The organism is Patescibacteria group bacterium (assembly GCA_041674405.1).
Lineage (GTDB): Bacteria > Patescibacteriota > UBA1384 > XYA2-FULL-43-10 > XYA2-FULL-43-10 > JBAYVT01.
On sequence record JBAYVT010000001.1, the window covers coordinates 58,287 to 71,533 of the forward strand.

Here is a 13,247-nt window from a genome sequence, read left to right on the forward strand (position 1 = left end):
AAATGTGGCATATCTCATCAATATTTGAAAGGAAAATGTAACTCATTGCCGTGTACACATGTAAAAATATGCTTACAGAGCGTCTAATTCTTTATTTTTGAATTTTGTAAAACAAAAACCGGCTTTTGCCGGAATTTGTTTAGACAAATCGATTGAAATTATTTAGAGCTTTTCTTCGCAGCAGATTTTTTGTCGGATTTAGCGGCTTCCTTTTTTTCAACCTTTGTTTCAGGCTTTACAAATAAAGAGGCTATGCTTTTGGAAGCTTTGATATCTAGAAGGGAAACCTTGACTGTAAGTTTGCCGTTGTTAAGTATCTTTGCTTTGCTGCCAGTTTCAATCAGCTTTTTCTCAACAAGTGATTTTAAGCTGACAACCTCGCCATCTTTGTAATTCTTGGAAATGTCGTCGAGGGAAATAACTCTGGCTTTATCATTAACTGATTTAAAGCCTCGAAGTTTCGGCAGGCGCATTGAAAGCGGTGTTTGGCCACCTTCAAAACGTTTGGGAATATTAAAACCAGAACGTGATTTTTGGCCCTTGGTTCCGCGCCCTGCTGTTTTACCTTGTCCCGCAGAAATTCCGCGCCCAATTCGCTTAATGCTTTTTTTGCTATATGATTTTAGTGATATTTTTTCCATGAGTTTGCCTATTTTTTAGCTTTAATTTTCGCTTTCGTGTCCTTCTTTGCCGGTTTGCTATTTGGTTTTATTGGCTCTGCTTTTTTTTCTCCAGTCTTTTCTTCAGCTAATTCAACTTTTACCTCTTTAACCTCAACGCGTTCGCTCTTTTTATCAAAATCTGAGATCTTGTCAACAACACGTGCACTAAAAGATTGTAAAGCTTTTATCGTGGCAGTAACGTTATTAACTTTGTTTTGGCTCCCCATTGATTTTGCCAAGATATCTGAAATGCCGGCAAGCTCAACCACGGCACGTACCGAACCACCAGCAACGATGGAAGTACCACTAGAAGCCGGCTTTAGAAGAACGATGGCTGCACCATATTTAGATCTGACTTCATGCGGAATTGTGCCTTTTATGATAGGAACATTGACTAGGCGTTTCTTTGCTTTGGTAGAAGCCTTTCGAACAGCGTCTGCAACTTCATTTGCCTTGGCAACACCCATTCCGACGCGGCCTTTTCTGTCACCCAAAACGATCAAAGCTCTAAAACGGATTCTTCGTCCGCCTTTTACAACTCTGGAGATTCTAGAAACCTCAATCACGCGCTCCTCAAATTCCTTTTCTTCTCGAGGTTTTCTGTCCCTGTGAGCAGATCTTGGCCTCATAATATTTTTTTCAAGTTCTTTGGGCATGTTTCCTCTTAGATGTTTAAGCCTGATTTTTTTGCTGCTTCTACTAATTCTTTTACCGCACCATGATAGCGATATTCCGATCGGTCCAAAACAACACTTTTGACTTTCTTTTCTGCAGCTTTTTTGGCGATCTCTTCGCCGACTTTTCTAGCCATATCGGTAAGCTTGCCATCTCCTGCCTTAAGCGTTGATACAGCGACCAAGACATTTCCTGTTTCCGAATCGACTATTTGGGCGTACATATTCTTATTTGAGCGTACTACAATAAGCCTTGGCAAATTTTGATTGGCACTGTTAATTTTCTTGATTTTATTTCGAACGTTTGCCATTTATGCTGCCTTTCCTGCAGACTGAGCAGTTTTACCGGCTTTTCTGCGAATGACTTCTTCACTATATTTAATGCCTTTGCCCTTATACACCTCTGGTGGCCTGACTTTTCGGACTTTGGCTGCAAATTCACCAACTTTTTGCCTGTCAATTCCTTCGATAACAATGGAATTTTTAACCACATTGACCGCAATTTCCTCTGGGATGTCGAGCTTTATCTCGTGTGAATAACCCATGTTGAGAATCAATTCTGTTCCTTCAACCCGAACACGATAACCGGTACCTTTGAATTCGAGTGTCTTTTTGGCACCCTTAGACAAATCAGCAATAATTCCAGAAATAAGGCGGGTTATAAGCCCATGCTGTGATTTTTCAAATTTTGAATTTCCATTTCGGCTTGTCGTGATAATACCATTTTCTATCTTTACTTTAATTTCATCCGGCAAATCTAAAATTCTTTCACCTTTTGTTGATTTTGCAATAAACTTGTTATTTTCAACAGATATTGTGATATTGTCATCAGTTTTAATTGGTCGTTTTCCTAGTCTTGACATATTTCCTACCAAATTTCACAAATTAATTCACCACCGATATTCGTTTTCTTGGCTTCGCGTCCAGAAATCACACCGACTGGCGTTGACATTACGATGAGTCCCAGGCCACGCAAAGGTTTAGGAATATCGTTGGCTTTGACATAAATGCGCTGTCCCGGCTTACTCAATCTCTTTAAATGCATCATTTTACCAGCGCCAAACGTAACAAGAAGCATCTTTTGGTTCTTAACAATTTTTTCAGAAACCGCAGAAATAAACCCTTCCTTTAGGATCACGTCCAAAACCGCTTTCTTGTGTTTCGAGTAAGGCAAAACTGCTTCGGTTTTTCCGGCGCTTAATGCGTTTTTCAATCTGATTAATAAATCTGCAATTGGATCTGACATATTGTCTCTTAAAGTTTAATTGATATATTTTCTGTGTTTAAAATTCTGTACAATTTACCAGCTGGACTTGGTTACGCCAGGTATTTCTCCACGGCTAGCTCGCTCTCTAAAGCAGATGCGGCACATATCATACTTTCTTATGTAAGCACGCGGCCGTCCGCAAAGCTTACATCTTCGTATTTTACGTGTGGAAAATTTTGGCTTTCTATTCGCCTTTACAATCATCGATTCTTTAGCCATTATTTGCTCCCTTCTTGTTTTTCAAACGGGAATCCTAGCGCAGAAAGCAATGCCTCACATTCGGCATTATTCTTGGCAGTTGTATTAACATTTATCTGAAAACCGAAATTCTCGGTTACATTTTCAAATTTAATTTCGGGCATGATTGTATGCTCAGAAATTCCAAGCGAATAATTGCCCCTGCCATCGAATCCATTTCGGGACAATCCCTTGAAATCTCTAACGCGTGGAAGAGCGACATTGGCTAGGCGGAAAATAAAATCATACATTTTCTCGCCGCGTAGTGTTACTGTAAGGCCGACTGGCTGGCCAATTCGCAGCTTAAATGCAGAAACTGCTTTTCTGGATTTGTTGATTTTAGGTTTCTGGCCAGTAATTATTGCCAGGTCATTCTGAATTTTTTCAATTGCTTTTTCTTCTTCTTTGAATTTGCCAACACCCGAGGATACAACTACTTTTGTAACTTTCGGTGTTCTTTCGATATTGGTAAAAGAGAGAGTTTTTTTGAGCTCTGGCCTGATCGTGTCATAAAATTTTTCTTTCAAAGCGGTCATTACTTGGCTCCTCCCTCAATTGACTGATTGCATTTTTTGCAAATTCGAATTTTAGCATCATTCTTTATGCTGTATCCGACTCTTCCTGATTTGCCGCAATTCGGGCAAATGACAGCAACATTGGATGCGTCAAGCTTTTTGTTGATGTCGATTATTCCACCCTGCGGGTTCTTGCGGCTCGGCTTAACATGTTTTTTCATGATATGAACGCCTTTTACAGTAAGTTTATTTTCGGTGGCAAAAACACTATCAACTATGCCGCTTTTTCCGCGGTCTTTGCCAACTTTTACCAATACATTGTCATTTTTCTTAATTTTCATCGTATTTACTTTATGAACTTTATAAACTTTATGGACTTAATAGACTATAATACTTCGGGTGCTAACGAAATTATTTTCATGTAGCCATTTCTTATCTCGCGTGGAATAGGCCCGAAAATACGCGTACCTCGTGGATTTTTATCATTGTCGATAATTACCGCAGCGTTTTCATCAAACCGGATATATGAGCCATCTTCGCGGCCAAGTTCTTTTCTTGTCCTCACTATCACTGCTTTTACAACTTCCTTTTTCTTGACAGTTCCGCGAGGAATAGCGACTTTCACCGATGCGGTAATAACATCACCAATCTTGGCTGCATCTCTTTTTTTGTGTCCCAAAATAGTAATGCATTCGATTTCCTTTGCACCAGTATTGTCTGCAACTTTTAATCTTGTTCCGGGCTGAATCACTAGCTAACCTTTCTTACCGCTTCAAAATGCTTATTTTTTGAAAGTGGCTTTGTTTCTTTAATTTCAACAACATCACCTGTTTTATATTCGTTCTTCTCATCGTTGACCAAGTATTTCTTTGAAACCTTATACTTCTTTTTATAAAGGCGATTTGTCTTGATCCGGTCAACCGAAACGGTAATGGTTTTGTCTAAACCATCAAACACTACTTCGCCAACTAAAATTCTAGATGTTTTTTCTTCTTTCATTTTTACTCCGCACTCGCATTCTTAATGGTAAGAAGCCGAGCAAGTTTCTTTTTATTATCGGAAATCTGAGCGTGATTTGAAGATTTTCCTGCTTTAACAGAAAGGCTTTTTACGGCAATTTCTTTTCTGGCTTTTGCAATTTCTGCCAAAATCTCAGTATCTTTCATATTTTTTATTCTTTTCAATTCTTCGGTTTTTTTCATTATTCTTCCTTTGTGAGAAATTTGGTCTTGACGGAAATTTTATGCTGAGCTAGTCTCATCGCTTCTTTTGCTATGTCGTAAGGTACGCCATCCATTTCAAACAATATTCTGCCTGGGCGAATAACTGCCACGAAGTGGTCAAGTGCGCCCTTGCCCGAACCCATCGGTACTTCTGCGCTAGTTGCAGTTACAGGTTTGTTCGGAAAAACCCTAATCCAGATTTCACCACCGCGCTTGACATATCGAGTCATGGCGCGCCGTGCAGCTTCGATTTCACGTGCGGAAATCCAGCCATCCGACAAAGCCTTGATTGCATACTTACCAAAGGAAATTTCTGATCCGCGATATGCCAAACCTCGGCGCTTGCCGCGCTGTTCTTTCCTGTGTTTCATTTTCTTTGGCATTAACATGTGAATAATCCTTCGTGTATATTATTTCTCGGTTTTTGCAAATTCAATTTCTCTCTCGCCGTTATAAATCCAAACCTTGACGCCGATAATTCCGTAAGTTGTAAGGGCGGTTACATAAGAATAATCAATTCCACTCTTGAATGTTGAAAGAGGAACAGTGCCCAGGATCACCTTCTCGGTCCTAGCAATATCGGCTCCATTCAAACGCCCTGAAACTTGAACCTTAATGCCGCGAACCCCAGATTCTTTTGCCTTCTCGGCAGCTTGTTTCATAGCCCGCCTGAATGGCATTCTTTTTTCAAGTTGGAAAGCAACATTTGAAGCGACATAAGCAGCGACTGTTTCCGGTTTTTTTACCTCAACAATGTTGATTCTGGCCTTACCACCGGTTTCTTTTTCTACGAACTCTTTAATTTTTTCAGAACCGGCACCGCCGCGGCCAATTATAACACCGGGCCTTGCGGAATAAATTGAGACGGAAATCATATTCGCATCACGATCAATGATCACATCAGTGACGGCAGCGCTTTTTAAGCGGTCCTTGATCTTGTCGCGAAGTTTTATATCGGAAATAAGGTTTTTAGCGTAGTTTTTGCTCTCAAACCATGTTGATTTCCAACTTTCGTTAATCTTCAAACGTATCGATTTTGGATTTACCTTCTGTCCCATAATTATTCCTTTGCTTGCTTCGTAGAAGCCTTTTTAGCTTTAGGCTTTGCTGTATCAGCTTTCTTGTTTTTTCCGACACTTTCGGTCGGAACTCCGACATCCGCCTTCGGCGTGGTCGTCGGAGCTTTTTCAACTTTATTAACTTCTGCTTTTTCAGCTTTGTTTGCCTCTTTTTTCTCGACTTTAACTTCTTCTTTGGATGATTTCGTTTTATTATTGGCTTTTGTGGCTTCGATTTCATCAGACAAAGTAAGAGTCAAGTGGCACATTCGTTTCTTAATCGCTGTGGCACGGCCCTTTGAAACAATTCTTCGTCTTTTCAGCCGTGGGCCTTCGTCACACTTGATGTTTTTAACAAAAACGTTTTCTGTATCCAATTCCTGATCCTTGTAGGCAGCGATGCCGGATTTCAAAAGCGAATACAGGTCATTAGAAACGGCGGTTTCGGCATATTTGAGAATTGCCAATGCTTCGGAAGCATTTTTTCGCTTGATTCCGAAAAGAACCGGACGAACTTTCCTTGGTGAGACTCTCAGATACATTTTTTTAACTGTAATTTCCATATTTCTTGTTGTAAATTATTTTATATTATGCCCCAGCTTTTGCCTGTTCTTTGGCCATTTTACCACCATGCCTGACAAACTTTCTGGTAGGCGAGAATTCACCCAGCCTGTGCCCAACCATATCCTCAACTATAAATACCGGAATATGTTCTTTGCCATTGTGGACTGCGATTGTCACTCCCACCATTTCAGGCGAAATAACACAAGCTCGCGACCAGGTTTTGATCGGTTTTCTGTCTCCAGACGCCTTAGCAGCCATAACTTTGCGAAGAACGCGTTCATCTACGTATGGGCCTTTTTTGAGTGAGCGTGACATTATTTCCTCTTCTTGACGATTAATAAAGCTGACTTTTTATTTCTCTTTCGAGTCTTGTGGCCGAGCGCCGGCATACCCCAAGGCGTTTTCGGATACTTAAGACCGATTGAGGTTCCACCCTCACCACCACCATGCGGGTGATCGCAAGGATTCTTCGCTTTACCTCTAACGTGTGGTTTTCTGCCAGAAAGGCGAACTCGGCCAGCTTTACCAATGGTGATATTGCTGTGATCCGAGCAGGAAACCGCACCTATTGAAGCAAAACACTCAACACTAGTTTTTCGAATTTCACCAGAAGACATGCGGAGCTGGGCAAAATCCTTGTCAATGCCAAGAAGAATGCAGTATGCGCCGGCAGATCGAACCATCTGCCCGCCGCGTCCAGGAACCATTTCAACATTGTAAATCTGAGTTGATGCCGGGATATTTTTGATTTTCATCCTGTTTCCGGTACGAATTGCAGCTTTTTCGGAAGCAACAATGCTTGCGCCTTCCTTTAATCCCTCTGGAGCAAGGATATAAGACTTTTCGCCGTTTTCATATTCAATAAGGGCGATGTTGGCGGTTCTATTTGGATCGTATTCGATTGCAATAACTTTTGCTTTTTCATCAAGTTTTTCTGTTTGTTTGAAATCAACAAATCTAAATAGTTTTTTGAATCCGCCCCCACGGTTTCGGGCTGTCATTCTGCCAGAATTATTTCTGCCGGCAGTATTTTTCCCACCAAAAGTAAGGCTTTTTTCTGGAGCTTTTTTGGAGACGCCTGAAACCAAGACGCTCATTTGGCGCCTGGCATTGCTTGTGGATTTTATAACTTTGATTGGCATATTTATTATCTAATAACTAATAACTTAAATGTAATAACCTTATTCTTATCTAACAACCGAATGAAATATTCCTTTGGTTCTTTGTTTTTCGCTTTTAGTTATTAGTTTCAAGTTAATAACTATTTATTTGTCGTTCTGCCCCCGAGAAGACCTTTTTTCGGTTCGCGGATGGTAGTTTTGACATCTTTATTTTCAATTACTTCTTTTTTCTCGATTTTGGCAGCTTGTTTCTTTTCGGCCTTGTTGTCTTTCTTGTCACCCTCAACCTCAAAGATATCTATCGAATCTTTTTTTGCCAAAGTCACAATGGCTTTCTTGTAATCCTGCCTTTTGCCAGCGCCTTTCTTGGTCCGTTTGACTTTACCAATAATGTTCGAGGTATTTACAGACAAAACGGATACGGCATAAATCTTCTCAACGCTTCTTTTGATCTCATCCTTGGACATATCCTTTGAAACGATGAAGGTATATTTCGATTTCGAAGCTTGATAAAAGCTTTTTTCAGAAATGATGGCTTTATTTATCATTATCACTTCCTTTTTCAACAAACATTTCATCGTAAGCTTTTTTGGTCATGACGAGAAAATCAGATGAGGTAAGCGAAATCATATCTATATCGGATTTACCCATGATGGCGACATAAGGAAGGTTTCGAAATGCGCGCGCCGAGTCAGCTTCTGATCCGGCAAGAAAAAGTGAAATTTTTCCTTCAAGCCCGAGTTTGACAAGCAGTTTTTCGGCTTCCTTGGTTTTGGCATCTTTGATATCGATCGAATCGATAATAAGGAGCCTTTTGTTCTTGGCAAAGAAACCAAAAACTGAATATCTTGCTTTGGCGCGGAACTTCTTGTTAAGCCTTGTGGAAAAATTCTGGTCGCGGGATGGACCGAATGTAACTCCACCACCAACCCAGAGAGGCGATCTGTTCGATCCAGCTCTGGCATTCCCGGTGCCTTTCTGTCTCCATGGCTTCTTGCCGCCGCCGGAAACTGCACTTCTATCCTTGGCATCAGCGATTGCCGATCTTTGGCAATTACGAATGTAATTGATATATTCGGCAAGATGCTGAGCGTTTAAGCTTTCATCAAAAACCGGAGAGAGGGTAATCTCTTTTTCAGATGGGCCGGTTTTTGTGTAAAGTTTAAGTTTCATATTTTTAGTTTGTAGATAGTAGTCCGTAGTCCTTAGTTGGTAGATTCCTGTGTTTCTGCCTTTTTAATAACGCTGATTTTAATTTTTGAGCCTTTAGGTCCCGGAATTGATCCTTTGATCAAAATCTCGCCAGAATTTGTATCGATATCAAATATTTCAAGATTCTTCTGCATAACTTGCCTTGCGCCTAAGTGCCCTGGCATCTTGCGGCCAGCAACAACACGCTGTGGATATCCACCACCGATTGAGCCAGGTGCTCTGTGATGATTTGAACCATGGCCCATCGGACCGCGGGAAAATCCATGGCGCTTGATAACGCCGGCAAAACCTTTGCCTTTTCCCGTACCAACAACTTCTATAATATCACCGCTATTTAAATCAAATTTAACATTGTCGCCAGCCTTATAAGATTTGGCATCTTCAGTGGCAAATTCTGAATATTTTGCCTTGGCATTTTTCTTGTCAGGGGCAGGGACAAACTCAACCTGAACGCCATTGTAGCCATTTTTTTCTTCAGTTAAGACCTGAGAGACTTTAAGATCGAGCAAAGCAAGCTTGGTTGCAGCAAAAACTTTACCTTCGCTATCGAAGACTCGTGTCATTCCTACTTTTTTGGCAATTGCAAACGGCATAATATATTTCTACTTAACAAGGCCAACAATAATTGACCTGGAACCTCCACCCTCTGGGTGATGTTATCCATGGTCAAGTTGTATAACTTATCAAGTTGTTACCCCGAGGACTAACGCTATTCGGGGCAACTAATTTAACAAGTTAAAGATTACTACATTTTGATCTCAATGTCAACGCCAGCAGGAAGATCGAGGGACATCAAGTTGTCGATCGTCTTTCCGGATGGATTCAAGACGTCGATAAGCCTTTTGTGGACTTTCATCTCAAATTGCTCGCGGGAATCCTTGTGAACGTGCGGGGATTTGATAACGGTAACCTTGGAAACTTCGGTTGGAAGCGGTACCGGCCCACAGACGCTTGCGCCTGATCTGACAACTGTTTCGATAATCAGCCTTGCGGATTTATCGATAATCCTGTTGTCGTAAGCCTTGAGCTTAATTCTGATCTTTTGTTTTACTTCTTTTGCTTGGGTTGGCATGATCGAATTTCCTTATTTGGTAATCTTGGTAACTACACCTGCACCAACGGTCTTGCCACCTTCACGGATAGCAAACTTAAGTCCTTCTTCCATAGCGATCGGCTGGATAAGCTTGACCTGAACGTTGACAGTATCGCCTGGCATAACCATTTCTTTGTCAAAGGTGATTTCACCGGTAACATCAGTGGTTCGGATGTAGAATTGTGGTTTGTAGCCTTTGAAGAATGGGCTGTGTCGTCCACCTTCCTCTTTGGTCAATGCATAGATTTCAGCATCAAACTCGGTATGAGGAGTGATTGTGCCCGGCTTGGCAAGCACCTGGCCGCGCTCAATATCTTCACGCTCGATACCTCGAAGAAGAACACCGACATTATCACCAGCTTGGCCTTGGTCAAGCATCTTCTTGAACATTTCAACACCGGTAACAACTGTTTTGGTAGTCTTTTTGATGCCGACAATTTCGATTTCATCGTTGACCTTTACAATACCGCGGTCAATTCTACCTGTGGCAACAGTGCCTCGGCCTTTGATCGAAAATACGTCTTCAACAGGCATAAGAAATGGCTTGTCGATTTCACGTTTTGGCTCTGGAACAGCTTCATCAAGAGCATTCATAAGGTCATCAATTGATTTGACAGCATCTGCATTGCCCTCGAGTGCCTTAAGAGCGGAACCGCGGATGATTTTGGCATTGTCGCCATCATATTCGTATTTGGTCAAAAGCTCGCGGATTTCCATCTCGACAAGGTCAAGAAGCTCGGGATCGTCAACCATGTCGGTCTTGTTCATGTAAACGATGATTACAGGAACGCCAACCTGGTTGGCTAGAAGAATGTGCTCGCGAGTTTGCGGCATCGGTCCATCAGCAGCGGACACAACCAAGATCGCACCATCCATCTGTGCGGCACCGGTGATCATGTTTTTGACATAGTCAGCGTGGCCTGGGCAGTCGACGTGTGCGTAGTGGCGTTTTGCTGTTTCGTACTCAGAGTGGTGAGTAGCGATAGTAATACCTCTCTCACGCTCTTCTGGGGCATTGTCAATTTCTTCAAACTTTTCAACGCGCGCCATTCCTTTGTCGCCTTGAACCTTCAAGATTGCCGCAGTCAGGGTTGTTTTACCATGGTCGACGTGACCAATGGTACCAACATTGACGTGAGGCTTTGTTCTTTCAAACTTTTCTGCAGCCATTTTGTTGTCTCCTGATGTGGCAAGTAGCTTGCCTCATCTATTAATTAACATTTTTTGCGCTATCGCTATATTAACCTAAAAACTCATTTTACGCAAGAGGCAAGCTCTCGCTAATTTCAAATATCAAATTTCTAATTTCAAACAAAATTTTTTAATGTTCAAAATTTGATATTTTATTTGTAATTCGTCATTCGGATTTTGACATTTTGTTTGTCATTTTACATTTGTAATTTGACATTTCAATTGTCATTTGTCATTTGTAATTTGACATTTACTTGGCTTTTCCCTCAATAATCTGCTGTGCAACATGCGGCGGAACTTCGGCATATTTCTCAAATTCCATCGTGTTTGAAGCTCTACCCTGTGTCATCGAGCGAAGCGAAGTGGTATAGCCGAACATCGAGCCAAGTGGCACAAGCGCATGGACAAATTTGACGCTGCCCTTATCCCCCATCTCAAGAATCTGGCCGCGCTTCGAATTAAGGTCGCCCATAACATCGCCCATAAAATCTTCCGGGGTAAGGACTTCAACCTTCATGATAGGCTCGAGGATCACAGGATCAGCCTTCTTGAAACCATCCTGGAACGCCATCGAACCGGCAATCTTAAAGGCCATCTCAGACGAGTCAACTTCGTGGAATGAACCATCAAAAAGGTCGACTGCGACGTCAACAACCGGGTATCCGGCGATCACACCCTTACTCATTGCCTCTTCGATACCTTCATTGATCGGATTGATGAATTCACGAGGAATAGCGCCGCCAACGATGTTATTGATAAACTCATAACCTTTGCCGGCTTCCTGTGGAATAACCTTGATAACAACATGTCCGTATTGGCCGCGCCCACCGGTCTGGCGGATATATTTGCCTTCTTGGGTGACTTCTTTGCGGCAAGTTTCGCGGTAAGCAACCTGCGGCTGGCCGACGTTGGCCTCTACCTTAAATTCACGTTTCATGCGGTCAACAAGGATCTCAAGGTGAAGCTCGCCCATACCGGCGATGATAGTCTGGCCGGTTTCCTGATTGGATGAGACGCGGAAAGTCGGATCTTCTTCAGCCAAACGCGCGAGTGCGATGCCCATTTTCTCTTGGTCAGCCTTGGTTTTCGGCTCGATAGCCACTTCGATAACAGGCTCCGGGAAAGTGATCTTCTCAAGAATCACCGGCTTTTCCATATCGCAAAGAGTTTCACCAGTTGTGGTGTTTGATAAACCGACAGCGGCAGCGATTTCACCGGCATAGACCTCATCTACCTCTTCGCGGTGATTGGCATGTAAGCGGACGATTCGGCCGATGCGCTCTTTGCTACCAGTAGATGAATTTAAAATGTATGAACCCTTCTTAAGGACGCCGCGGTAAACACGGAAAAAGATCAATTTGCCAACGAACGGATCAGCAGCAACTTTAAATGCTAGTGCCGCAAATGGCTCGTTATCATCGGCTTTGATCTCGATTTCCTCACCGGATTTCGGCTCGATTGCCTTGGCTGGCGGAACATCAAGAGGGGAGGGTAGGTAATCAACGATAGCATCCAAAAGTGAGATTACGATACAACCACGGCCATCGCCACCAAGAACCGGGTAAAAAGTACCGGTCAGAGTCGCTTTGCGAATTAGATTGATAAGCTCGGACTCGGAAATTTCCTCGCCGTTCAAATATTTCTCCATCATCGCATCATCAAATTCGACAACTTTCTCGATAAGCTCTTGGCGATACTTTTCAGCCTTCTCTTTGAGATCGGCTGGAACTTCGCCGGGTGTTAGCTCTTTATCATGATATTCCTTGTATGTGTAGCCCTTCATGCGGACCAAATCGATAACGCCGTTAATAGACTGCTCAAAACCGATCGGGATCTGAATCGGGAAACAATTCGGCGAAAGACGTTCGCGCATCGAGTCAAGCGAGCGGTAGAAATCACCGCCTGTCTGATTGATCTTATTGATAAAGCACATTCGAGGAACAGTATATTTATCAGCCTGACGCCATACAGTCTCGGACTGCGGCTCGACTCCCATTTTGCCATCGAAAATTACGACTGCCCCGTCAAGAACACGCAAAGAGCGCTCTACCTCTACGGTAAAGTCCACGTGGCCCGGAGTATCGATGATATTGATTCGATTGTTCTTCCAAAAAGCGGTGGTAGCGGCGGATGTAATAGTAATGCCGCGCTCACGCTCCTGCTCCATCCAGTCCATGGTAGCTTCACCTTCGTGAACTTCGCCGATTTTGTGAGTTCGACCCGTGGTGTACAAAATACCCTCTGTAACAGTGGTTTTTCCGGCGTCGATGTGAGCAATAGTGCCAAAGTTTCTAACTTTTTCTAGTGGATAATCTCGTCCCATAATCTCTCCAAAAATGAATTTATCTGTGTCTATCTGTGAAATAGATCTGTGAATGTTTCATCATCTTAAATGCAAAATAAAAAATTCCCCTCATTGCTAGTCAATTG

General features: G+C 42.4%; 21 protein-coding genes and 1 pseudogene. All 22 read right to left on the reverse strand.

Translation table 11 applies throughout. The features are described from left to right. Nucleotides 1-158: 158 nt before the first annotated feature. A complete protein-coding gene (gene rplO / locus WC080_00350) occupies nucleotides 159-641 on the reverse strand; it encodes a 50S ribosomal protein L15 (GenBank protein ID MFA7243738.1) in 483 nt (160 codons plus the stop codon). An 8-nt stretch (nucleotides 642-649) separates the two neighbouring features. Continuing rightward, nucleotides 650-1,318, reverse strand: coding sequence for a 30S ribosomal protein S5 (rpsE, locus tag WC080_00355; GenBank protein MFA7243739.1), 669 nt, complete (start codon nucleotides 1,316-1,318; stop codon nucleotides 650-652). 8 nt (nucleotides 1,319-1,326) lie between these two features. Next, nucleotides 1,327-1,647 carry a 50S ribosomal protein L18 gene (gene rplR / locus WC080_00360; GenBank protein ID MFA7243740.1) on the reverse strand — a complete coding sequence of 107 codons (321 nt, stop codon included), beginning with the start codon at nucleotides 1,645-1,647 and terminating at the stop codon, nucleotides 1,327-1,329. Beyond that, the gene (gene rplF / locus WC080_00365) at nucleotides 1,648-2,199 is read right to left on the reverse strand and encodes a 50S ribosomal protein L6 (GenBank protein MFA7243741.1); all 552 of its coding nucleotides are present in this window, start codon (nucleotides 2,197-2,199) and stop codon (nucleotides 1,648-1,650) included. A gap of 5 nt (nucleotides 2,200-2,204) precedes the next feature. Then, on the reverse strand, nucleotides 2,205-2,582 hold the full coding sequence (gene rpsH, locus WC080_00370) for a 30S ribosomal protein S8 (protein ID MFA7243742.1): 378 nt from the start codon (nucleotides 2,580-2,582) through the stop codon (nucleotides 2,205-2,207). 54 nt (nucleotides 2,583-2,636) lie between these two features. Then, nucleotides 2,637-2,822, reverse strand: a complete 186-nt coding sequence (locus WC080_00375) for a type Z 30S ribosomal protein S14 (protein MFA7243743.1) — start codon at nucleotides 2,820-2,822, stop codon at nucleotides 2,637-2,639. Next, nucleotides 2,822-3,376, reverse strand: coding sequence for a 50S ribosomal protein L5 (gene rplE / locus WC080_00380; protein MFA7243744.1), 555 nt, complete (start codon nucleotides 3,374-3,376; stop codon nucleotides 2,822-2,824). Before rplE ends, WC080_00375 begins: the two co-directional genes overlap by 1 nt. Then, nucleotides 3,376-3,696 carry a 50S ribosomal protein L24 gene (gene rplX / locus WC080_00385; protein ID MFA7243745.1) on the reverse strand — a complete coding sequence of 107 codons (321 nt, stop codon included), beginning with the start codon at nucleotides 3,694-3,696 and terminating at the stop codon, nucleotides 3,376-3,378. The genes rplE and rplX overlap by 1 nt, the downstream gene beginning before the upstream one ends. 44 nt (nucleotides 3,697-3,740) lie before the next feature. After that, nucleotides 3,741-4,106 carry a 50S ribosomal protein L14 gene (gene rplN / locus WC080_00390; GenBank protein MFA7243746.1) on the reverse strand — a complete coding sequence of 122 codons (366 nt, stop codon included), beginning with the start codon at nucleotides 4,104-4,106 and terminating at the stop codon, nucleotides 3,741-3,743. Beyond that, complete coding sequence (rpsQ, locus tag WC080_00395; protein ID MFA7243747.1) at nucleotides 4,106-4,354, reverse strand: 30S ribosomal protein S17; 249 nt, start codon at nucleotides 4,352-4,354, stop codon at nucleotides 4,106-4,108. Before rpsQ ends, rplN begins: the two co-directional genes overlap by 1 nt. Before the next feature lie 2 nt (nucleotides 4,355-4,356). Next, nucleotides 4,357-4,557: a 50S ribosomal protein L29 gene (gene rpmC / locus WC080_00400; GenBank protein MFA7243748.1), complete on the reverse strand. Its 201-nt coding sequence runs from the start codon at nucleotides 4,555-4,557 to the stop codon at nucleotides 4,357-4,359. Further along, complete coding sequence (rplP, locus tag WC080_00405; protein MFA7243749.1) at nucleotides 4,557-4,967, reverse strand: 50S ribosomal protein L16; 411 nt, start codon at nucleotides 4,965-4,967, stop codon at nucleotides 4,557-4,559. The genes rpmC and rplP overlap by 1 nt, the downstream gene beginning before the upstream one ends. Before the next feature lie 21 nt (nucleotides 4,968-4,988). Then, nucleotides 4,989-5,636 (reverse strand): 30S ribosomal protein S3, encoded by a 648-nt coding sequence (gene rpsC, locus WC080_00410; protein ID MFA7243750.1) that lies wholly within the window; start codon nucleotides 5,634-5,636, stop codon nucleotides 4,989-4,991. Nucleotides 5,637-5,638: 2 nt separating this feature from the next. Next, nucleotides 5,639-6,199 (reverse strand): 50S ribosomal protein L22, encoded by a 561-nt coding sequence (gene rplV, locus WC080_00415; GenBank protein MFA7243751.1) that lies wholly within the window; start codon nucleotides 6,197-6,199, stop codon nucleotides 5,639-5,641. A 25-nt stretch (nucleotides 6,200-6,224) separates the two neighbouring features. Then, nucleotides 6,225-6,515, reverse strand: coding sequence for a 30S ribosomal protein S19 (gene rpsS / locus WC080_00420; protein ID MFA7243752.1), 291 nt, complete (start codon nucleotides 6,513-6,515; stop codon nucleotides 6,225-6,227). Beyond that, the gene (gene rplB, locus WC080_00425; protein ID MFA7243753.1) at nucleotides 6,515-7,342 is read right to left on the reverse strand and encodes a 50S ribosomal protein L2; all 828 of its coding nucleotides are present in this window, start codon (nucleotides 7,340-7,342) and stop codon (nucleotides 6,515-6,517) included. Before rplB ends, rpsS begins: the two co-directional genes overlap by 1 nt. 269 nt (nucleotides 7,343-7,611) lie before the next feature. Then, nucleotides 7,612-7,899 (reverse strand): annotated as a pseudogene (gene rplW, locus WC080_00430) (50S ribosomal protein L23). Then, nucleotides 7,859-8,494: a 50S ribosomal protein L4 gene (rplD, locus tag WC080_00435; protein MFA7243754.1), complete on the reverse strand. Its 636-nt coding sequence runs from the start codon at nucleotides 8,492-8,494 to the stop codon at nucleotides 7,859-7,861. Before rplD ends, rplW begins: the two are co-directional and overlap by 41 nt. 32 nt (nucleotides 8,495-8,526) lie before the next feature. Continuing rightward, entirely contained in the window at nucleotides 8,527-9,126 is a 600-nt protein-coding gene (rplC, locus tag WC080_00440) for a 50S ribosomal protein L3 (GenBank protein MFA7243755.1), read from the reverse strand. 152 nt (nucleotides 9,127-9,278) lie between these two features. After that, a complete protein-coding gene (gene rpsJ / locus WC080_00445) occupies nucleotides 9,279-9,605 on the reverse strand; it encodes a 30S ribosomal protein S10 (GenBank protein ID MFA7243756.1) in 327 nt (108 codons plus the stop codon). 12 nt (nucleotides 9,606-9,617) lie between these two features. After that, nucleotides 9,618-10,796 carry an elongation factor Tu gene (tuf, locus tag WC080_00450; protein MFA7243757.1) on the reverse strand — a complete coding sequence of 393 codons (1,179 nt, stop codon included), beginning with the start codon at nucleotides 10,794-10,796 and terminating at the stop codon, nucleotides 9,618-9,620. A 271-nt stretch (nucleotides 10,797-11,067) separates the two neighbouring features. Beyond that, entirely contained in the window at nucleotides 11,068-13,140 is a 2,073-nt protein-coding gene (gene fusA, locus WC080_00455) for an elongation factor G (GenBank protein MFA7243758.1), read from the reverse strand. Nucleotides 13,141-13,247 lie beyond the last annotated feature (107 nt).

Bases quoted from the DNA above. Each gene is read 5' to 3' on its own strand.
- rplB (MFA7243753.1), bottom strand. From the start codon at position 7,342: ATGCCAATCAAAGTTATAAAATCCACAAGCAATGCCAGGCGCCAAATG.
- rplC (MFA7243755.1), bottom strand. From the start codon at position 9,126: ATGCCGTTTGCAATTGCCAAAAAAGTAGGAATGACACGAGTCTTCGAT.
- rplE (MFA7243744.1), bottom strand. From the start codon at position 3,376: ATGACCGCTTTGAAAGAAAAATTTTATGACACGATCAGGCCAGAGCTC.
- rplD (MFA7243754.1), bottom strand. From the start codon at position 8,494: ATGAAACTTAAACTTTACACAAAAACCGGCCCATCTGAAAAAGAGATT.
- rplV (MFA7243751.1), bottom strand. From the start codon at position 6,199: ATGGAAATTACAGTTAAAAAAATGTATCTGAGAGTCTCACCAAGGAAA.
- rpmC (MFA7243748.1), bottom strand. From the start codon at position 4,557: ATGAAAAAAACCGAAGAATTGAAAAGAATAAAAAATATGAAAGATACT.
- fusA (MFA7243758.1), bottom strand. From the start codon at position 13,140: ATGGGACGAGATTATCCACTAGAAAAAGTTAGAAACTTTGGCACTATT.
- rpsH (MFA7243742.1), bottom strand. From the start codon at position 2,582: ATGTCAGATCCAATTGCAGATTTATTAATCAGATTGAAAAACGCATTA.
- rplX (MFA7243745.1), bottom strand. From the start codon at position 3,696: ATGAAAATTAAGAAAAATGACAATGTATTGGTAAAAGTTGGCAAAGAC.
- rpsS (MFA7243752.1), bottom strand. From the start codon at position 6,515: ATGTCACGCTCACTCAAAAAAGGCCCATACGTAGATGAACGCGTTCTT.
- rplP (MFA7243749.1), bottom strand. From the start codon at position 4,967: ATGTTAATGCCAAAGAAAATGAAACACAGGAAAGAACAGCGCGGCAAG.
- tuf (MFA7243757.1), bottom strand. From the start codon at position 10,796: ATGGCTGCAGAAAAGTTTGAAAGAACAAAGCCTCACGTCAATGTTGGT.
- rpsC (MFA7243750.1), bottom strand. From the start codon at position 5,636: ATGGGACAGAAGGTAAATCCAAAATCGATACGTTTGAAGATTAACGAA.
- WC080_00375 (MFA7243743.1), bottom strand. From the start codon at position 2,822: ATGGCTAAAGAATCGATGATTGTAAAGGCGAATAGAAAGCCAAAATTT.
- rpsE (MFA7243739.1), bottom strand. From the start codon at position 1,318: ATGCCCAAAGAACTTGAAAAAAATATTATGAGGCCAAGATCTGCTCAC.
- rplO (MFA7243738.1), bottom strand. From the start codon at position 641: ATGGAAAAAATATCACTAAAATCATATAGCAAAAAAAGCATTAAGCGA.
- rplF (MFA7243741.1), bottom strand. From the start codon at position 2,199: ATGTCAAGACTAGGAAAACGACCAATTAAAACTGATGACAATATCACA.
- rpsQ (MFA7243747.1), bottom strand. From the start codon at position 4,354: ATGAAAGAAGAAAAAACATCTAGAATTTTAGTTGGCGAAGTAGTGTTT.
- rplR (MFA7243740.1), bottom strand. From the start codon at position 1,647: ATGGCAAACGTTCGAAATAAAATCAAGAAAATTAACAGTGCCAATCAA.
- rpsJ (MFA7243756.1), bottom strand. From the start codon at position 9,605: ATGCCAACCCAAGCAAAAGAAGTAAAACAAAAGATCAGAATTAAGCTC.